Source organism: Actinokineospora sp. NPDC051303, from assembly GCF_055586285.1.
In genome coordinates, this window is sequence record NZ_JBVJIN010000017.1 from 83,424 (window position 1) to 102,688 (window position 19,265).

Sequence of the window (19,265 nt, forward strand, 5' to 3'; positions counted from 1 at the left end):
GGCGGGGTCACGCTGTAACCCAGCACGTACTGAGCGGGAGGACCGATTGAGCGGCGGGCCTCGACAGTCGCCCATTTAGTGGCTAGACTGCCCCTTTGCGCTGCCCACTTCCCGCACGCCCTTTGCCAAGAGCTAGGATGTTGGGCACCACGGCACCCTTGACAGGCGCGTTAACTCTTGCTAGCGCGGCTGTCAACCGCTCATAGTCCTGGAAGGACGCATCTTGGCAGTCTCCCGCGCGACCAAGGCCACTGCTGCGACCAACTCCACTGCTTCGAACTCTGGAATCCCGGGCGCTCCCCGACGGGTCTCGTTCGCGAAGATCCGTGAACCTCTGGGCACGCCCAATCTGCTGGATCTGCAGATTCAGTCGTTCGAGTGGTTCACCGGCAACGAGGCGTGGTTCCAGCGCCGCGTCGACGCCGGTGACGAGAGCCCCGTCGGTGGCCTCGAAGAAGTCCTGAACGAGATCTCCCCGATCGAGGACTTCTCCGGTTCCATGTCCCTGTCCTTCTCCGACCCGCGCTTCGACGAGGTCAAGGCCTCCGTCGAGGAGTGCAAGGACAAGGACATGACGTACGCGGCGCCGCTGTTCGTCACGGCCGAGTTCACCAACAACACCACCGGCGAGATCAAGAGCCAGACGGTGTTCATGGGCGACTTCCCGGTCATGACCAACAAGGGCACCTTCATCATCAACGGCACCGAGCGCGTCGTGGTGTCGCAGCTGGTGCGCTCGCCGGGCGTCTACTTCGACACCGCGATCGACAAGACGACCGACAAGGACGTCTTCAACGTCCGGGTCATCCCGAGCCGGGGCGCCTGGCTGGAGTTCGACGTCGACAAGCGCGACACCGTCGGCGTGCGCATCGACCGCAAGCGCCGCCAGCCGGTCACCGTGCTGCTCAAGGCGCTGGGCTGGACCACCGAGGCGATCCGCGAGCGGTTCCACTTCTCCGAGACGCTGCTGGCGACCCTGGAGAAGGACCACACCGCGGGCACCGACGAGGCGCTGCTCGACATCTACCGCAAGCTGCGCCCGGGCGAGCCGCCGACCAAGGAGTCCGCGCAGACCCTGCTGGAGAACCTGTTCTTCAAGGACAAGCGCTACGACCTGGCCAAGGTCGGCCGGTACAAGGCCAACAAGAAGCTCGGCCTGTCCATCCCGAAGGACACCGGCGTGCTGACCGAGGACGACATCGTCACCACGATCGAGTACCTGGTCCGCCTGCACGCCGGTGAGACCGAGATGACGGTCGGCGAGGGTGAGAACGCGGTCACCATCCCGGTCGAGGTGGACGACATCGACCACTTCGGCAACCGCCGCCTGCGCACCGTCGGCGAGCTGATCCAGAACCAGATCCGGGTCGGCCTCTCCCGCATGGAGCGCGTCGTCCGCGAGCGGATGACCACCCAGGACGTCGAGGCGATCACGCCGCAGACCCTGATCAACATCCGCCCGGTCGTGGCGGCGATCAAGGAGTTCTTCGGCACCTCGCAGCTCTCGCAGTTCATGCAGCAGACCAACCCGGTCGACGGCCTGACCCACAAGCGCCGCCTGTCGGCGCTGGGCCCCGGCGGTCTCTCGCGTGAGCGCGCGGGCATGGAGGTCCGCGACGTCCACCACAGCCACTACGGCCGCATGTGCCCGATCGAGACCCCGGAAGGCCCGAACATCGGCCTGATCGGGTCGCTGTCGTCCTACGCGCGGGTCAACCCGTTCGGGTTCATCGAGACCCCGTACCGCAAGGTGGTCGAGGGCCAGGTCACCGACCAGATCGACTACCTGACCGCGGACGAGGAGGACCGGCACGTCATCGCGCAGGCCAACGCGCCGCTGGACGACCAGAACCACTTCGCCGAGGAGCGCGTCCTGGTCCGCAAGAAGGGCGGCGAGGTCGAGCTGATCGAGCCGTTCGACGTGGACTACATGGACGTCTCGCCGCGGCAGATGGTCTCGGTCGCGACCGCGATGATCCCCTTCCTTGAGCACGACGCCGCGAACCGCGCGCTCATGGGCGCCAACATGCAGCGGCAGGCGGTGCCGCTGCTGCGCAGCGAGGCCCCGCTGGTCGGCACCGGCATGGAGCTGCGCGCCGCGGTCGACGCTGGCGACCTGGTGGTGGCCAGCAAGAGCGGTGTCATCGAGGAGCTGTCCGCGGACTTCATCACGGTGATGGCCGACGACGGCACCCGCCAGACCTACGGGCTGTACAAGTTCCGCCGGTCCAACCAGGGCACCTGCATCAACCAGAAGCCGATCGTCTCCGAGGGCGACCGCGTCGAGGCCGGTCAGGTCATCGCCGACGGCCCGTGCAACGAGAACGGCGAGATGGCGCTGGGCAAGAACCTGCTCGTGGCGATCATGCCGTGGGAGGGGCACAACTACGAGGACGCGATCATCGTCTCGCAGCGCCTCGTGCAGGACGACGTGCTCACCTCCATCCACATCGATGAGCACGAGATCGACGCGCGCGACACGAAGCTGGGCGCTGAGGAGATCACCCGGGACATCCCGAACGTCTCCGAAGAGGTCCTGGCCGACCTGGACGAGCGCGGCATCATCCGGATCGGCGCCGAGGTCGGCGCTGGCGACATCCTGGTCGGCAAGGTCACGCCCAAGGGCGAGACCGAGCTGACCCCGGAGGAGCGGCTGCTCCGCGCGATCTTCGGCGAGAAGGCGCGCGAGGTCCGCGACACCTCGCTCAAGGTCCCGCACGGCGAGACCGGCAAGGTCATCGGCATCCGCGTGTTCAGCCGCGAGGACGAGGACGAGCTGCCCCCGGGCGTCAACGAGCTGGTCCGGGTCTACGTGGCGCAGAAGCGCAAGATCCAGGACGGTGACAAGCTCGCGGGCCGCCACGGCAACAAGGGCGTCATCGGCAAGATCCTGCCCGTCGAGGACATGCCGTTCCTGCCGGACGGGACGCCCGTCGACGTCGTGCTCAACACCCACGGTGTCCCCCGTCGTATGAACATCGGCCAGATCCTGGAGTCCCACCTCGGGTGGATCGCCAAACAGGGCTGGAAGATCGAGGGCGACCCGGAGTGGGCGAAGTTGCTCCCCGAGGAGCTCTACGACGTCGAGCCGAACACGAACACCGCGACCCCGGTGTTCGACGGCGTCCGCGAGAACGAGATGACCGGCCTGCTCGCCTCGACCCGGCCCAACCGGGACGGCGAGCGCATGGTCAAGGAGAACGGCAAGGCGACCCTGTTCGACGGCCGCAGCGGCGAGCCGTACCCGTACCCGGTCTCGGTCGGGTACATGTACATCCTCAAGCTGCTGCACCTGGTCGATGACAAGATCCACGCCCGGTCCACCGGCCCGTACTCGATGATCACCCAGCAGCCGCTCGGCGGTAAGGCGCAGTTCGGTGGCCAGCGCTTCGGTGAGATGGAGTGCTGGGCCATGCAGGCCTACGGCGCGGCGTACACGCTGCAGGAGCTGCTGACGATCAAGTCCGACGACGTGCTCGGCCGCGTCAAGGTCTACGAGGCGATCGTCAAGGGCGAGAACATCCCGGAGCCGGGCATCCCGGAGTCCTTCAAGGTGCTCCTCAAGGAGCTCCAGTCGCTGTGCCTGAACGTGGAGGTGCTGTCCAGCGACGGCGCCGCCATCGAGATGCGCGACGGCGACGACGAGGACCTGGAGCGCGCCGCCGCCAACCTGGGCATCAACCTCTCCCGCAACGAGTCGGCTTCGGTAGACGACATCGTGAATTGATCTCGCCGCCCCCGGTCCGCGCGGGCCGGGGGCCTGATCCCCCATTTCAAGCTGTAACCAAGAAGGGGAGAAGGAAACCTCCGTGCTGGACGTTAACTTCTTTGATGAGCTCCGGATCGGGCTTGCGACCGCCGATGACATCCGTCAGTGGTCCTACGGCGAGGTCAAGAAGCCCGAGACGATCAACTACCGCACCCTCAAGCCGGAGAAGGACGGGCTCTTCTGCGAGAAGATCTTCGGCCCCACCCGGGACTGGGAGTGCTACTGCGGCAAGTACAAGCGCGTCCGCTTCAAGGGCATCATCTGCGAGCGCTGTGGCGTCGAGGTGACGCGCGCCAAGGTGCGGCGTGAACGCATGGGGCACATCGAGCTGGCCGCCCCGGTCACCCACATCTGGTACTTCAAGGGCGTCCCGAGCCGCCTGGGCTACCTGCTCGACCTCGCGCCGAAGGATCTGGAAAAGATCATCTACTTCGCCGCGTACGTCATCACCACGGTGAACACCGAGCTGCGCCACAACGACCTGCCGACGCTGGAGTCGGAGATGGGCGTCGAGCGCAAGCAGGTCGAGAACAAGCGCGACGCCGACATCGAGGCCCGCGCGCAGAAGCTCGAAGCCGACCTGGCCCAGCTTGAGGCCGAGGGCGCCAAGAGCGACGTGCGCCGCAAGGTCAAGGAGGGCGGCGAGCGGGAGATGCGCCAGCTCCGCGACCGCGCCCAGCGCGAGCTGGACCGGCTGGACGAGATCTGGTCCACCTTCACCAAGCTCGACACCAAGCAGCTCATCGCCGACGAGCTGCTCTACCGCGAGCTGATCGACCGCTACGGCGACTACTTCACCGGGTCGATGGGCGCCGAGGCGATCCAGACCCTGGCCCGTGACTTCGACATCGACGCCGAGGCCGACAGCCTGCGCGAGACGATCCGCAGCGGCAAGGGGCAGAAGAAGCTGCGCGCCCTCAAGCGGCTCAAGGTCGTCGCCGCGTTCCAGGCGACCCGCAACTCGCCCATGGGCATGGTGCTCGACTGCGTGCCGGTGATCCCGCCGGACCTGCGCCCGATGGTCCAGCTCGACGGCGGCCGTTTCGCGACGTCGGACCTGAACGACCTCTACCGCCGGGTGATCAACCGCAACAACCGGCTCAAGCGGCTGATCGACCTCGGCGCGCCCGAGATCATCGTCAACAACGAGAAGCGGATGCTGCAGGAGGCCGTCGACGCGCTGTTCGACAACGGCCGCCGCGGCCGTCCGGTGACTGGCCCGGGCAACCGGCCGCTCAAGTCGCTGTCCGACCTGCTCAAGGGCAAGCAGGGCCGGTTCCGCCAGAACCTGCTGGGCAAGCGCGTCGACTACTCCGGCCGTTCGGTCATCGTGGTCGGCCCGCAGCTCAAGCTGCACCAGTGCGGCCTGCCCAAGGCGATGGCGCTGGAGCTGTTCAAGCCGTTCGTGATGAAGCGGCTGGTCGACCTCAACCACGCGCAGAACATCAAGTCCGCCAAGCGCATGGTCGAGCGGTCCCGCCCGGCCGTGTGGGACGTGCTCGAAGAGGTCATCACCGAGCACCCGGTGATGCTCAACCGCGCGCCCACCCTGCACCGCCTCGGTATCCAGGCCTTCGAGCCGCAGCTGGTGGAAGGCAAGGCCATCCAGCTGCACCCGCTGGTCTGCGAGGCGTTCAACGCCGACTTCGACGGCGACCAGATGGCGGTCCACCTGCCGCTGTCGGCCGAGGCGCAGGCCGAGGCCCGCATCCTGATGCTGTCCTCGAACAACATCCTGTCCCCGGCGTCCGGCCGCCCGCTGGCCATGCCGCGTCTGGACATGGTGACCGGCATCTACCACCTGACCCGCCTCAAGGAGGACGGGCTGGGCGCCGGGCTGGCGTTCTCCTCGCCCGCCGAGGCGATCATGGCCTTCGACCGCAAGGTCATCGGCCTCCAGTCGCTGGTGAAGATCCGCATCGCCGACCGCAACCCCGGTCCCGGGATGCAGCCGGAGGACTGGAGCCCCGGCCAGCCGTGGCTGGCCGAGACCACCCTGGGCCGGGTGCTGTTCAACGAGCTGCTCCCGCCGGACTACCCGTTCATGAACGAGCCGATGCCCAAGAAGCGGCAGGCCGCGGTCGTGAACGACCTCGCCGAGCGGTACCCGATGGTGACCGTGGCGCGGACCCTGGACAAGCTCAAGGACGCGGGCTTCTACTGGGCCACCCGCTCGGGTGTCACCATCGCGATCTCCGACGTCGTCGTGCCGCCCGCCAAGCAGGGCATCCTTGACGAGTACGAGAAGAAGGCCGACACGGTCGAGAAGCGCTACCAGCGTGGCCAGCTCTCCTCGACCGAGCGGAACAACGAACTCGTCAAGGTGTGGAGCAACGCGACCGAAGACGTCGCGCGCGCCATGGAGGAGAACTTCCCGGACGAGAACCCGATCCCGACGATCGTGAAGTCGGGCGCGGCGGGCAACATGACCCAGATCCGTCAGCTCGCGGGCATGAACGGCCTGGTCACCAACCCGCGCGGCGAGTTCATCCCGCGGCCGATCAAGTCCAATTTCCGCGAGGGCCTGTCGGTGCTGGAGTACTTCATCGCCACGCACGGCGCCCGCAAGGGTCTGGCCGACACCGCGCTGCGCACCGCCGACTCGGGTTACCTGACCCGTCGTCTGGTGGACGTCTCCCAGGACGTCATCGTCCGCGAGGTCGACTGCGGCACCACCCGCGGCATCGTGATGACGCTGGGCGAGCCGACCGCGGACGGCAAGATCCTGCGCGACCAGCACGTCGAGACCAGCGTCTACGCGCGCTGCGTCTCCGACGACGTGAAGGACGCGGACGGCAACGTCATCCTGAACCGGGCCGACGACCTCGGCGACCCGGCGATCGAGAAGCTGCTGTCCTCGGGCGTGTCGAAGGTCAAGGTGCGCTCCGTGCTCACCTGCGAGGCCCAGGTCGGCGTCTGCGCCACCTGCTACGGCCGCTCGATGGCGACCGGCCAGCTGGTCGACATCGGCGAGGCCGTCGGCATCGTGGCCGCGCAGTCCATCGGTGAGCCGGGCACCCAGCTCACCATGCGCACCTTCCAGCAGGGTGGCGTCGTCAACGACGACATCACCACGGGTCTGCCGCGTGTCCAGGAGCTGTTCGAGGCCCGCGTCCCCAAGGGCAAGGCGCCCATCGCCGACGTCGACGGCCGCGTCCGCATCGAGGACGGCGACCGGTTCTGGAAGATCACTCTGACTCCGGACGACGGCAGCGAGGAGATCATCTTCGAGAAGCTGTCCAAGCGTCAGCGGCTCGCGGTGACTCCGGACGGCCCGCTGGCTGACGGCGACCACGTGAACGTCGGCCAGCAGTTGCTGGAGGGCACCCGGGACCCGCACGAGGTGCTGCGGGTCATGGGTCCGCGCGAGGCGCAGCTGCACCTGGTGGACGAGGTCCAGAAGGTGTACCGGGCGCAGGGTGTGTCCATCCACGACAAGCACATCGAGGTCATCGTCCGGCAGATGCTGCGCCGGGTCACGATCCTCGACAGCGGCGCGGCCGAGTTCCTGCCCGGCGCTCTCATCGAGCGCGCCGAGTTCGAGGCGGAGAACCGCAGGGTGGTCGCCTCCGGCGGCGAGCCCGCCTCGGGCCGCCCGGTGCTGATGGGCATCACCAAGGCGTCGCTGGCCACCGACTCGTGGCTGTCGGCCGCCTCCTTCCAGGAGACGACCCGCGTGCTGACCGACGCGGCGATCAACGGCCGCAGCGACAAGCTCGTTGGCCTGAAGGAGAACGTCATCATCGGTAAGTTGATCCCGGCTGGCACGGGCATCAACAAGTACCGCAACATCCAGGTCCAGCCGACCGAAGAGGCCCGGGTCGCCGCCTACGCGATCCCGTCCTACGACGACGGCTACTACACCCCGGATGTGTTCGGCACCGGCACCGGCGCCGCGGTCCCGCTGGACGACTACGACTTCGGCCGCGACTACCGCTAAGCCGAAATCCGCTCCACCGAAGCGCCCCCAGCCCCCGCGGCTGGGGGCGCTTCGCGTCCGTGGGACCACTCGATCGGGGCTTTCCCGGCACGCCTTGCTACTAGAAAACCTAGTACCATGAGCACGTGGAACAGGTTCCGATCAGCGTTCTGAACCAGGACACCGCGGGCACCGTGCAGCGTGTGCGTCGGGGTGAGAGCCTGGAGATCACCAGCAGGGGTGAGGCTGTCGCCCGTCTTATCCCCGTCGCGGCCAGTGAGATCGATGATCTCGTGCAGGCGGGCTGGGTCACCCCTGCGACGATGACCGGGCCCATCCCCATGCCCACGGTCAAGGTGGAAGGCGACTCGGTCAGCGCGGCCCTGCACGCTATGCGCGACGAGGAACGCTGGTGATCTATCTCGACAGCTGCGCGATAATCAAGCTTGTCGTCGAGGAAGACGAGTCCGCGGCGCTCAACGAGTGGTTGCGGGACCAGTCGGACAAGCAACTGCTGACCTCCAAGCTCGCGGAGGTGGAGGTCCCCCGCGCTATCCGTCGCCGCGAGCCTGGGGTGCTCGGTTCGGTGTCGATGGTTCTCCGCTACCTGCACCGAGTCGAGATCAACGACGTCGTGCGCGCCACCGCTGCCGCCTACATGGACCCGAACCTTCGATCGCTCGACGCCGTCCATGTGGCCACAGCCGATGCCATCGCAGCCTCTGGCAAGTCGATCACCGCGTTCGTCACCTATGACAAGCGGCTGGCGGTCGCGGCCGCGGAGGCGGGCCTCACCGTCGTGGCTCCTGGCGTCTAGGGCTCACTGTGGACGACCCCGGCGTCCACAGTGACCACCGCCGAGGCGGCGACCTCAAGCTAGGGGTGAAAGCGCGTTAAACCCCTATCGGCCCGAGGGATTGTTGACCCTCCGGGTGTCGGCGCGGAACGCTTCCGAACAGTCACCGCTGACCTTCGGAGGCGCACCATGGCTCGTCTGGGCAGGCTCTTGGCCGTCATCCCGCTGTTGGCCGCCACTGTCCTCAGTGTCCTCGTCCTCACCGCGGCCCCGGCGTCGGCCGACGGCTGCTACACGTGGGGCAGGACCCTCTCCGAGGGCGCCTCTGGGGAGGACGTGCGGCAGTTGCAGATCCGGGTCTCCGGCTACCCCGGCTACGGCGGCGTCCTGGCCCTCGACGGCGCCTACGGGCCGGGCACCAAGGCCGCGGTGACCCGCTTCCAGCAGGCGTACGGCCTCGCCGCGGACGGGGTCGCCGGGTCCGCGACGTTCAGCAAGATCTACGCGCTGCAGGACGACGATTGCACCCCGGTGAACTTTTCCTACGCCGAGCTGAACACCTGCAACTCCACCTGGTCCGGGGGCGCGGTGTCGGCATCGACCGCCAGGTTCAACGCCCTGGTCTCGATGTGGAAGCTCCAGGCGATGCGGCACGCCCTCGGCGACCAGTCGATCAGGGTGACCAGCGGCTTCCGCAGCGTCGCGTGCAACAACGCGGTCGGCGGGGCGTCGGACAGCCGCCATCTCTACGGCGACGCCGTCGATCTCGGCTTCGGGCCGCACTCGCTGTGCCGGTTGGCGCAGCAGGCGCGCAGCCACGGCTTCAACGGCATCCTCGGCCCCGGCTACCCGGGCCACAACGACCACACCCACGTCGACCACCGGTCGAGCCGGTTCTGGTCGGCGCCCAGCTGCGGCATCTGAGGCGTCCCGGCCCGCGGCGGCCGGGACCTGGGGGGGGGGGGGGGGGGGGGGGGGGGCGGGGGGGGGGGAGGGGGGGGGGGGGGGGGGGGGGAAGAGGGGGGGGGGGAGGGGGGGGGGGGCGGGGGTGGGGGAGTTGTGGGTGCGGGGACAGGTTGGGGGGTGGGGGCCGCGGCGTTAGGGGGGGGGGGGGGGGGTTCTTCCCCCCCCCCCCCCCCCCCCCCGCCCCCCCCCCCACGGCCACGCGGGCGACAAGGCCCCGCCCGGTGTCCGGGCGGGGCCTTCTTCTGGGCTGGAGCGGGAGTCTCGAAACGGCATCGATCGGATACCGACAGTGGCCGGGAAAGCCGTGGGAGCGCCGCCCGCGCGTTTCGGGGCACCCCGTTTTGACCTCGCCCCCGGGGTCACGGTATCTTTGCTACTCGTGCCCGACCCATGTCGGGTCGGTCCGTGTGCCTGTGCCGCGCGGTTCGTGCGCTGATGGTCGTTCATCCGATCGTCCGTGACCGGACTCCTGCCAGTCACGTCGGAGTTCCTCCCGAACCCCGCAGGGATGATTCAGTCCCACGCGGGTTTCTCCGATCCGGGCGACACGCCCGACCTCGGGGGGCGGGTGGAGCAGCAGGAACCGCAAGTACACAGTGCCTTCGGCGCCCGCGTGGTCGTCGAGAGTGAACAGAGAAAGCCGGTCTATGCCCACGATCCAGCAGCTGGTCCGCAAGGGCCGCCAGGACAAGGTCGCCAAGCAGAAGACTGCGGCTCTCAAGGGGAGCCCGCAGCGGCGTGGCGTGTGCACCCGCGTGTACACCACCACCCCGAAGAAGCCGAACTCCGCACTGCGCAAGGTCGCTCGCGTGAAGCTGACCAGCGGCATCGAGATCACGGCGTACATCCCTGGCGAGGGTCACAACCTGCAGGAGCACTCCATGGTGCTCGTCCGCGGTGGCCGCGTTAAGGACCTTCCGGGTGTTCGTTACAAGATCATCCGCGGCTCGCTGGACACCCAGGGTGTGAAGAACCGCAAGCAGGCCCGCAGCCACTACGGCGCGAAGAAGGAGAAGAGCTGACATGCCCCGTAAGGGACCGGCCCCGAAGCGGCCGCTGATCTCCGACCCGGTGTACAGCTCGCCGCTGGTCACCCAGCTGATCAACAAGGTGCTCAAGGACGGCAAGCGCTCCGTCGCCGAGCGGATCGTCTACGGCGCCCTCGAAGGCGCTCGCGACAAGACCGGCACCGACCCGGTCGTCACGCTCAAGCGCGCGCTCGACAACGTGAAGCCCACCATCGAGGTGAAGAGCCGCCGCGTTGGTGGCGCCACCTACCAGGTGCCGATCGAGGTCAAGCCGGGCCGCTCCACCACCCTGGCGCTGCGCTGGCTGGTCTCCTTCTCCCAGGCGCGCCGCGAGAAGACCATGATCGAGCGCCTCATGAACGAGCTGCTCGACGCGTCCAACGGCCTTGGCGCGAGCGTCAAGCGCCGCGAGGACACCCACAAGATGGCCGAGTCCAACAAGGCCTTCGCCCACTACCGCTGGTGACAACCGGCTCCGGCCGCCCGGTCGGGGTTCCAGCGGCGCCGTAGCTGCATCAAGGACAGGGGAAGAACCCGTGGCACTCGACGTGCTGACCGACCTGGCCAAGGTCCGCAACATCGGGATCATGGCCCACATCGACGCGGGCAAGACCACGACGACCGAGCGGATTCTCTTCTACACGGGGATCAGCTACAAGATCGGCGAGGTGCACGACGGCGCCGCGGTCATGGACTGGATGGAGCAGGAGCAGGAGCGCGGCATCACGATCACGTCCGCCGCGACGACCTGCTTCTGGAAGAACCACCAGATCAACATCATCGACACCCCCGGGCACGTCGACTTCACCGTCGAGGTGGAGCGGTCGCTGCGGGTGCTCGACGGCGCCGTCGCGGTCTTCGACGGCAAGGAAGGCGTCGAGCCCCAGTCCGAGCAGGTGTGGCGGCAGGCCACCAAGTACGACGTCCCGCGTATCTGCTTCGTCAACAAGATGGACAAGCTGGGCGCGGACTTCTACTTCACCGTGCGCACGATCTCCGAGCGCCTGGGCGCCAAGCCGCTGCCCATCCAGCTCCCGATCGGCAGCGAGAACGACTTCATCGGTGTCGTGGACCTGGTGGAGATGCGCGCGCTGACCTGGCGCGGCGAGGTCAAGAAGGGCGAGGACTACGCGGTCGAGGAGATCCCGGCCGACCTCGCCGACAAGGCCGCCGAGTACCGCGAGGCGCTGATCGAGGCCGTCGCCGAGACCGACGACGAGCTCATGGAGCTCTACCTCGGTGGCGAGGAGCTGTCCGTCGAGCAGATCAAGGCGGGCATCCGCAAGATCGTGACGAACCGCTCCGCGTACCCGGTGCTGTGCGGCTCGGCGTTCAAGAACAAGGGCGTCCAGCCCATGCTCGACGCCGTGATCGACTACCTGCCGTCGCCGCTGGACGTGCCGCCGGTCGAGGGCACGCTGCAGGACGGCGAGACCGTCGTCAAGCGCGCGCCGAACACCGAGGAGCCGTTCTCCGGCCTGGCGTTCAAGATCGCCGTGCACCCGTTCTTCGGCAAGCTGACCTACGTCCGGGTCTACTCGGGCCGGGTCGCCTCCGGGTCCCAGGTCATCAACTCGACCAAGGACCGCAAGGAGCGCATCGGGAAGCTCTTCCAGATGCACGCCAACAAGGAGAACCCGGTCGACGAGGCCATCGCGGGCCACATCTACGCGGTCATCGGCCTCAAGGACACCACCACCGGTGAGACCCTGTCCGACCCGGCCCACCCGATCGTCCTTGAGTCGATGACGTTCCCCGACCCGGTCATCCAGGTCGCGATCGAGCCGAAGACCAAGGCCGACCAGGAGAAGCTGGGCACCGCGATCCAGAAGCTCGCCGAGGAAGACCCGACCTTCAAGGTCAACCAGGACGACGAGACCGGCCAGACGATCATCGCTGGCATGGGCGAGTTGCACCTGGACATCCTGGTCGACCGGATGCGCCGCGAGTTCAAGGTCGAGGCGAACATCGGCAAGCCCCAGGTCGCCTACCGCGAGACGATCCGCAAGACGGTGGACAAGCTCGACTACGTCCACAAGAAGCAGACCGGTGGCTCCGGCCAGTTCGCGAAGGTGATCATCAAGCTGGAGCCGCTGGCCACCACGGACGGCGCGCTCTACGAGTTCGACAACAAGGTCACCGGTGGCCGCGTTCCCCGGGAGTACATCCCGTCGGTGGACGCGGGCGCGCAGGACGCCATGCAGTACGGTGTGCTGGCCGGTTACCCGCTTGTCGGGCTCAAGCTGACCCTGTTGGACGGCGCGTACCACGAGGTCGACTCGTCCGAGATGGCGTTCAAGGTCGCCGGTTCCATGGCGCTCAAGGAAGCCGCCCGCAAGGCGAGCCCCGTGCTGCTGGAGCCGATGATGGCGGTCGAGGTGACCACGCCCGAGGACTACATGGGCGAGGTCATCGGCGACCTGAACTCCCGCCGCGGCCAGATCCAGGCCATGGAGGAGCGCAGTGGCGCCCGCGTCGTCAAGGCGCTGGTTCCGCTGTCGGAGATGTTCGGGTATGTGGGCGACCTGCGGTCGAAGACCCAGGGCCGCGCCAACTACTCGATGGTGTTCGACTCCTACGCCGAGGTCCCCGCGGGCGTCGCGAAGGAGATCATCGCAAAGGCTACGGGGGAGTAACCCCTAACCGGAGCACCGCACAGTAGTGCGGGCTCTCCGGGGGACTCCCCGGGGTCCGCACATTCGACCCTGAAGCCGCCATCCGAAAACCCCTTCGGTCAGGCGGAAAGTACAAGTCCAGGAGGACATCAAGTGGCGAAGGCGAAGTTCGAGCGGACCAAGCCGCACGTCAACATCGGGACCATCGGTCACATCGACCACGGAAAGACCACGCTGACCGCGGCGATCTCGAAGGTCCTGCACGACAAGTACCCCGACCTGAACCCCTTCACGCCGTTCGACGAGATCGACAAGGCGCCGGAGGAGAAGCAGCGCGGTATCACGATTTCCATCGCGCACATCGAGTACCAGACGGAGAAGCGCCACTACGCGCACGTCGACTGCCCCGGTCACGCCGACTACGTGAAGAACATGATCACGGGCGCGGCGCAGATGGACGGCGCGATCCTCGTGGTCGCGGCTACCGACGGTCCGATGCCGCAGACGCGTGAGCACGTGCTGCTGGCCCGCCAGGTCGGCGTGCCCTACATCGTGGTGGCGCTGAACAAGTCCGACATGGTCGACGACGAGGAGATCCTCGAACTGGTCGAGCTGGAGGTCCGCGAGCTGCTGTCGGCTCAGGACTTCCCCGGCGACGACCTGCCGGTCGTGCGGGTCTCCGCGCTCAAGGCCCTTGAGGGCGACGCCGAGTGGGGCGCCCGCCTGATCGAGCTGATGGACGCGGTGGACGAGAGCATCCCGGAGCCCGAGCGGGAGACCGAGAAGCCGTTCCTCATGCCCGTCGAGGACGTCTTCACGATCACCGGCCGCGGCACCGTCGCGACCGGCCGGATCGAGCGCGGCATCATCAACGTCAACGAGGAAGTCGAGATCGTCGGCATCCGCGAGAAGGCGCAGAAGACCACCGTCACCGGTGTCGAGATGTTCCGCAAGCTGCTCGACCAGGGCCAGGCTGGCGACAACGTCGGCCTCCTGCTCCGCGGCATCAAGCGCGAGGACATCGAGCGCGGCCAGGTCATCGTGAAGCCGGGCACCACCACCCCGCACACCGAGTTCGAGGCTCAGGCCGTCATCCTGAGCAAGGACGAGGGCGGTCGGCACACCCCGTTCTTCAACAACTACCGCCCGCAGTTCTACTTCCGGACCACGGACGTCACCGGTGTCGTCACCCTTCCCGAGGGCACCGAGATGGTCATGCCGGGCGACAACACCGCGATGACCGTCCAGCTCATCCAGCCCATCGCGATGGACGAGGGTCTGCGGTTCGCGATCCGCGAGGGCGGCCGGACCGTCGGCGCGGGTCAGGTCACGAAGATCCTCAAGTAGTGCCTTTTCGGGGTGGTCGAACTCGTTCGGCCACCCCGATTTGGATGGTCACACCCCGGTGTGGCATCCTTTATGGGTTGCTCGTCGCGGGGCGGCCGGTTGGGTTTCACCGGCCGCCCCCGCACGAGTGCCGGGGCCACCTAGGGCCCTTCGGATAATGCACGGCTCGTCCCTCGCGGTGCCCGAGTCCTCCGGGACTCGGACAGTTCCCAGGGACCGGTATGCGAAGCGGGCGCGACACGCCCGACCGCGTGGACCGGAAGGGCCGGGCTTTCCGACAAGGATTGACTTCTGAACAGGGACGCGGCGCGGCATCGGCCTAAGAGGTCCGCCGAGGATCGCAACGAGAAGAGGAACGGCAAGCCATCATGGCGGGACAAAAGATCCGCATCCGGCTCAAGGCTTACGACCACGAGGCGATCGACGCGTCCGCGCGGAAGATCGTGGAGACCGTGACGCGCACTGGCGCGCGGGTCGTCGGGCCAGTGCCGCTGCCCACGGAGAAGAACGTCTACTGCGTCATTCGCTCGCCGCACAAGTACAAGGACTCGCGCGAGCACTTCGAGATGCGTACGCACAAGCGTCTGATCGACATCCTCGACCCGACGCCGAAGACGGTCGACGCGCTCATGCGCATCGACCTCCCGGCGAGTGTCGACGTCAACATCCAGTAAGCGTGCGGCGAAGAGCGGCGGAGAGTAAATAGAGCCATGTCTGACAGGCAGATGAAGGGAATCCTGGGCACCAAGCTCGGGATGACCCAGGTCTTCGACGAGAACAACCGGGTCGTTCCGGTGACCGTCGTCAAGGCGGGGCCCAATGTGGTCACGCAGGTGCGCAACGCGGAGACCGACGGCTACACCGCGGTCCAGTTGGCGTTCGGCGCGATCGACCCGCGCAAGGTGAACAAGCCCGAGGCCGGGCACTTCACCAAGGCCGGTGTCACCCCCCGGCGCGTCCTCGCGGAACTGCGCACCAGCGACGCGGCGAGCTACGAGGTCGGCCAGGAGATCACCGTCGAGGTGTTCGAGGCTGGCCAGGTCATCGACGCGACCGGCACCACCAAGGGCAAGGGCACCGCGGGTGTCATGAAGCGCCACGGCTTCAAGGGCCTCGGCGCCTCGCACGGCACCCAGCGCAAGCACCGCTCGCCGGGTTCCATCGGCGGCTGCGCCACCCCGGGCCGGGTCTTCAAGGGCCTGCGGATGGCCGGTCGGATGGGCAACGTCCGGGTGACCACCCAGAACCTCAAGGTGCACCAGATCGACGCCGAGTCCGGCCTCATCCTGATCAAGGGCGCGGTTCCCGGACCCAAGGGCGGCCTGGTGTTCCTCAAGACCGCTGCGAAGGGCGGTGCCTGAGATGACCAGCGTTGAGATCAAGACCCCCGAGGGCAAGACCGACGGCACCGTCGAGCTGCCCGGCGAGATCTTCGATGTGCAGGCCAACGTGCCGCTGATGCACCAGGTCGTCGTGGCGCAGATGGCCGCGGCCCGCCAGGGCACGCACTCGACCAAGACCCGCGGCGAGGTCGCCGGTGGCGGCAAGAAGCCGTACCGCCAGAAGGGCACCGGCCGCGCCCGCCAGGGCTCGACCCGCGCGCCGCAGTTCGTCGGCGGCGGCGTCGTGCACGGTCCCCAGCCGCGCGACTACGCGCAGCGGACCCCGAAGAAGATGAAGGCCGCCGCCCTGCGTGGCGCCCTCTCCGACCGGGCCCGCGCTGGCCAGGTCCACGTGGTGACCGGCCTGGTCGACGGCGACAAGCCCTCGACCAAGACCGCCCGCCTGCTGCTGGAGTCGCTCAGCGACGCCAAGCGCCTGCTGGTCGTGCTGACCCGGGACGAGGACGTCGCCTGGGTGTCGGTGCGCAACCTGACGAACGTGCACGTCATCGCGCCCGACCAGCTCAACACCTACGACGTGCTGGTCAACGACGACGTGGTGTTCACCAAGGCGGCGCTGGACGCCTTCCTGAGCCGCCCGGTCAAGGCCGCCAAGGCGCGCGCGTCGTCGGCCGAGGTCGCCGAGGCGAACTCCGAGGAGGACAAGTGATCCCCGATCCCCGCGACATCCTGCTCGCGCCGGTGATCTCCGAGAAGTCCTACGGGCTGCTCGAAGAGAACAAGTACACGTTCCTGGTGTCGCCGGACGCCAACAAGACCCAGATCAAGATCGCGGTCGAGAAGGTCTTCGGCGTCAAGGTGGTGAGCGTGAACACGCTCAACCGCAACGGCAAGCGCAAGCGCACCCGCACCGGGTACGGCAAGCGCAAGGACACCAAGCGGGCAATCGTGACGCTGTCCGCCGAGAGCAAGCCGATCGAGATCTTCGGCGGCCCGGCCGCGTAAGGGACTGAGCAAACATGGGCATCCGCAAGTACAAGCCGACGACCCCGGGTCGTCGTGGCGCCAGTGTCTCGGATTTCGCCGAGATCACGCGGTCGACGCCGGAGAAGTCGCTGATCCGTCCCCTGCACGGCAAGGGCGGGCGCAACGCGCACGGCAAGATCACCACCCGGCACAAGGGCGGCGGTCACAAGCGCGCTTACCGTCTCATCGACTTCCGGCGCAACGACAAGGACGGTGTGCCCGCCAAGGTCGCGCACATCGAGTACGACCCCAACCGCACGGCGCGCATCGCGCTGCTGCACTACGCCGACGGCGAGAAGCGCTACATCATCGCGCCGAACAAGCTGCGCCAGGGCGACCCGATTGAGAACGGCCCCCGGGCCGACATCAAGCCGGGCAACAACCTGCCGCTGCGCAACATCCCGGTCGGCACCGTGATCCACGCGATCGAGCTTCGCCCCGGCGGCGGCGCCAAGATCGCGCGGTCCGCGGGCGCGAGCGTGCAGCTTGTCGCCAAGGACGGCCCGTACGCCCAGCTGCGGATGCCCTCGGGCGAGATCCGCAACGTGGACGTGCGCTGCCGCGCCACGGTTGGCGAGGTCGGCAACGCCGAGCACTCCAACATCAACTGGGGCAAGGCTGGCCGCATGCGCTGGAAGGGCAAGCGCCCGACCGTCCGCGGTGTCGCGATGAACCCGGTCGACCACCCGCACGGTGGTGGTGAGGGCAAGACCTCCGGTGGTCGCCACCCGGTGAACCCGGCCGGTAAGCCCGAGGGCCGCACCCGTCGCCGCAAGGCCAGTGACAGCCTGATCGTCCGTCGCCGTCGCACCGGCAAGAAGCGCTGAGCAGGGAGGTAGAGAAATATGCCACGTAGCCTGAAGAAGGGCCCGTTCGTGGACGACCACCTGCTCAAGAAGGTGGACGCGCTGAACGAGTCAGGCAAGAAGACCGTCATCAAGACCTGGTCCCGCCGGTCCACGATCATTCCGGACATGCTGGGCCACACCATCGCGGTGCACGACGGCCGCAAGCACGTCCCGGTGTTCGTCTCCGAGGCCATGGTGGGTCACAAGCTGGGCGAGTTCGCCCCGACCCGCACGTTCAAGGGCCACATCAAGGACGACCGCAAGGCCCGTCGCCGCTAGTCGGCACGAACTAACTAGAGCGATAGAAAAGCAAGGGGAAGCAGAGCGATGAACGCCCGTAGCCAAGCAACGGCGCAGGAGGAGTACCCCAGCGCCGTTGCTCGGGCTCGCTACGTTCGCGACACGCCCATGAAGGTGCGCCGCGTCGTCGAGCTCATCAGGGGACGTAGCGCCAGCGAGGCCCTGGCCGTGCTCCAGTTCGCGCCGCAGGCGGCAAGTGAGCCGGTCGCGAAGGTGCTCGCCAGTGCCATTGCCAACGCCGAGAACAACCTCAACCTCGACCCCGACACCCTCTGGGTGAAGACGGTGTTCGTGGACGAGGGCCCGACGTTGAAGCGGTTCCGCCCGCGCGCCCAGGGGCGTGCCTACCGGATCCGCAAGCGCACGAGCCACATCACGGTCGAGGTCGAGTCCCGGCCGAAGCCCGCAGCCAAGGCTGCCAAGAAGGGTGGTGCCCGCTAATGGGGCAGAAGATCAACCCGCACGGCTTCCGGCTCGGGATCACCACTGACTGGCGGTCCCGTTGGTACGCCGACAAACAGTACGCGGAGTACGTCGCGGAGGACGTGAAGATCCGCCGCCTCCTGTCCAAGGGCATGGAGCGCGCCGGTATCTCCCGCGTGGAGATCGAGCGGACCCGTGACCGGGTGCGCGTCGACATCCACACCGCGCGTCCGGGCATCGTCATCGGCCGCCGCGGCGCCGAGGCGGACCGCATCCGCGGCGAGCTGGAGAAGCTGACCAAGAAACAGGTCCAGCTCAACATCCTTGAGGTCAAGAACCCCGAGTCGGACGCTCAGCTGGTCGCCCAGGTGACCGCGGAGCAGCTGTCCAACCGCGTGTCCTTCCGGCGCGCGATGCGCAAGGCCATCCAGTCGGCCATGCGCTCGCCGCAGGTCAAGGGCATCCGGGTGCAGTGCGGCGGCCGTCTCGGCGGCGCCGAGATGTCCCGCTCGGAGCACTACCGCGAGGGTCGCGTCCCGCTGCACACGCTGCGCGCGGACATCGACTACGGCTTCTTCGAGGCCCGCACCACCTTCGGCCGCATCGGCGTCAAGGTGTGGATCTACAAGGGCGAGATCGTCGGCGGCCGCCGCGAGCACGAGGCCCGGTCCGCCGCTCCCGACACCCGGCGTGAGCCGCGTCGCGAGCGTCCGAACCGCGCCCGCCGCTCCGGCGCCTCCGGCACCACCGCCACCAGCACCGAGGCAGGCCGCGCGGCCGCCGAGGCTCAGACGAAGGTGGACGCGCCCGCGGCCAACGGCGCCGCGGCAGCCAGTGGAAATACCACCTCTGGCAGTGTTGATTCAGGCAACGGGGAGGGCTGAC

At 67.7% G+C, this 19,265-nt stretch carries 17 protein-coding genes; all 17 read left to right on the forward strand.

Going from position 1 to position 19,265, the window contains the following annotated elements; genetic code table 11:
• Positions 1 to 223 precede the first annotated feature (223 nt).
• The 17 genes from rpoB to rpsC all read left to right on the forward strand — a co-directional run bounded on the left by rpoB (position 224) and on the right by rpsC (position 19,264).
• Positions 224 to 3,727, forward strand: a complete 3,504-nt coding sequence (gene rpoB, locus ACZ6SD_RS15555; protein WP_465317613.1) for a DNA-directed RNA polymerase subunit beta — start codon at positions 224 to 226, stop codon at positions 3,725 to 3,727.
• An 82-nt stretch (positions 3,728 to 3,809) separates the two neighbouring features.
• Positions 3,810 to 7,709 (forward strand): DNA-directed RNA polymerase subunit beta', encoded by a 3,900-nt coding sequence (locus tag ACZ6SD_RS15560; protein ID WP_465317614.1) that lies wholly within the window; start codon positions 3,810 to 3,812, stop codon positions 7,707 to 7,709.
• A gap of 125 nt (positions 7,710 to 7,834) precedes the next feature.
• Positions 7,835 to 8,104, forward strand: coding sequence for a type II toxin-antitoxin system Phd/YefM family antitoxin (locus ACZ6SD_RS15565; protein WP_465317615.1), 270 nt, complete (start codon positions 7,835 to 7,837; stop codon positions 8,102 to 8,104).
• Positions 8,101 to 8,505, forward strand: coding sequence for a type II toxin-antitoxin system VapC family toxin (locus ACZ6SD_RS15570; protein ID WP_465317616.1), 405 nt, complete (start codon positions 8,101 to 8,103; stop codon positions 8,503 to 8,505). The genes ACZ6SD_RS15565 and ACZ6SD_RS15570 overlap by 4 nt, the downstream gene beginning before the upstream one ends.
• Before the next feature lie 168 nt (positions 8,506 to 8,673).
• Positions 8,674 to 9,408: a D-Ala-D-Ala carboxypeptidase family metallohydrolase gene (locus ACZ6SD_RS15575; protein ID WP_465317617.1), complete on the forward strand. Its 735-nt coding sequence runs from the start codon at positions 8,674 to 8,676 to the stop codon at positions 9,406 to 9,408.
• A gap of 689 nt (positions 9,409 to 10,097) precedes the next feature.
• The gene (rpsL, locus tag ACZ6SD_RS15580; protein WP_091454089.1) at positions 10,098 to 10,472 is read left to right on the forward strand and encodes a 30S ribosomal protein S12; all 375 of its coding nucleotides are present in this window, start codon (positions 10,098 to 10,100) and stop codon (positions 10,470 to 10,472) included.
• 1 nt (position 10,473) lies between these two features.
• Positions 10,474 to 10,944, forward strand: a complete 471-nt coding sequence (rpsG, locus tag ACZ6SD_RS15585; RefSeq protein WP_018682836.1) for a 30S ribosomal protein S7 — start codon at positions 10,474 to 10,476, stop codon at positions 10,942 to 10,944.
• Between the two features lie 70 nt (positions 10,945 to 11,014).
• Entirely contained in the window at positions 11,015 to 13,114 is a 2,100-nt protein-coding gene (fusA, locus tag ACZ6SD_RS15590) for an elongation factor G (protein WP_465317618.1), read from the forward strand.
• A gap of 132 nt (positions 13,115 to 13,246) precedes the next feature.
• A complete protein-coding gene (gene tuf, locus ACZ6SD_RS15595) occupies positions 13,247 to 14,440 on the forward strand; it encodes an elongation factor Tu (RefSeq protein WP_465317619.1) in 1,194 nt (397 codons plus the stop codon).
• Between the two features lie 368 nt (positions 14,441 to 14,808).
• Entirely contained in the window at positions 14,809 to 15,114 is a 306-nt protein-coding gene (rpsJ, locus tag ACZ6SD_RS15600; protein WP_003938093.1) for a 30S ribosomal protein S10, read from the forward strand.
• Positions 15,115 to 15,150: 36 nt separating this feature from the next.
• Complete coding sequence (rplC, locus tag ACZ6SD_RS15605; RefSeq protein WP_465317620.1) at positions 15,151 to 15,801, forward strand: 50S ribosomal protein L3; 651 nt, start codon at positions 15,151 to 15,153, stop codon at positions 15,799 to 15,801.
• 1 nt (position 15,802) lies between these two features.
• Positions 15,803 to 16,492, forward strand: a complete 690-nt coding sequence (gene rplD / locus ACZ6SD_RS15610; RefSeq protein ID WP_465317621.1) for a 50S ribosomal protein L4 — start codon at positions 15,803 to 15,805, stop codon at positions 16,490 to 16,492.
• The gene (gene rplW / locus ACZ6SD_RS15615) at positions 16,489 to 16,788 is read left to right on the forward strand and encodes a 50S ribosomal protein L23 (RefSeq protein WP_465317622.1); all 300 of its coding nucleotides are present in this window, start codon (positions 16,489 to 16,491) and stop codon (positions 16,786 to 16,788) included. Before rplD ends, rplW begins: the two co-directional genes overlap by 4 nt.
• 14 nt (positions 16,789 to 16,802) lie before the next feature.
• On the forward strand, positions 16,803 to 17,636 hold the full coding sequence (rplB, locus tag ACZ6SD_RS15620) for a 50S ribosomal protein L2 (protein WP_091454100.1): 834 nt from the start codon (positions 16,803 to 16,805) through the stop codon (positions 17,634 to 17,636).
• 18 nt (positions 17,637 to 17,654) lie between these two features.
• Positions 17,655 to 17,936: a 30S ribosomal protein S19 gene (rpsS, locus tag ACZ6SD_RS15625; RefSeq protein WP_018682829.1), complete on the forward strand. Its 282-nt coding sequence runs from the start codon at positions 17,655 to 17,657 to the stop codon at positions 17,934 to 17,936.
• Positions 17,937 to 17,984: 48 nt separating this feature from the next.
• Positions 17,985 to 18,398: a 50S ribosomal protein L22 gene (gene rplV / locus ACZ6SD_RS15630; protein ID WP_465317623.1), complete on the forward strand. Its 414-nt coding sequence runs from the start codon at positions 17,985 to 17,987 to the stop codon at positions 18,396 to 18,398.
• A complete protein-coding gene (gene rpsC, locus ACZ6SD_RS15635; RefSeq protein ID WP_465317624.1) occupies positions 18,398 to 19,264 on the forward strand; it encodes a 30S ribosomal protein S3 in 867 nt (288 codons plus the stop codon). The genes rplV and rpsC overlap by 1 nt, the downstream gene beginning before the upstream one ends.
• Position 19,265 lies beyond the last annotated feature (1 nt).

Excerpts from the sequence above, each read along its gene's own strand:
- rpsG (WP_018682836.1), top strand. The coding sequence starts at position 10,474 with ATGCCCCGTAAGGGACCGGCCCCGAAGCGGCCGCTGATCTCCGACCCG.
- rpsJ (WP_003938093.1), top strand. The coding sequence starts at position 14,809 with ATGGCGGGACAAAAGATCCGCATCCGGCTCAAGGCTTACGACCACGAG.
- rplD (WP_465317621.1), top strand. The coding sequence starts at position 15,803 with ATGACCAGCGTTGAGATCAAGACCCCCGAGGGCAAGACCGACGGCACC.
- rplV (WP_465317623.1), top strand. The coding sequence starts at position 17,985 with ATGAACGCCCGTAGCCAAGCAACGGCGCAGGAGGAGTACCCCAGCGCC.
- rpsL (WP_091454089.1), top strand. The coding sequence starts at position 10,098 with ATGCCCACGATCCAGCAGCTGGTCCGCAAGGGCCGCCAGGACAAGGTC.
- rplB (WP_091454100.1), top strand. The coding sequence starts at position 16,803 with ATGGGCATCCGCAAGTACAAGCCGACGACCCCGGGTCGTCGTGGCGCC.
- rplC (WP_465317620.1), top strand. The coding sequence starts at position 15,151 with ATGTCTGACAGGCAGATGAAGGGAATCCTGGGCACCAAGCTCGGGATG.
- rpsS (WP_018682829.1), top strand. The coding sequence starts at position 17,655 with ATGCCACGTAGCCTGAAGAAGGGCCCGTTCGTGGACGACCACCTGCTC.
- ACZ6SD_RS15575 (WP_465317617.1), top strand. The coding sequence starts at position 8,674 with ATGGCTCGTCTGGGCAGGCTCTTGGCCGTCATCCCGCTGTTGGCCGCC.
- rpsC (WP_465317624.1), top strand. The coding sequence starts at position 18,398 with ATGGGGCAGAAGATCAACCCGCACGGCTTCCGGCTCGGGATCACCACT.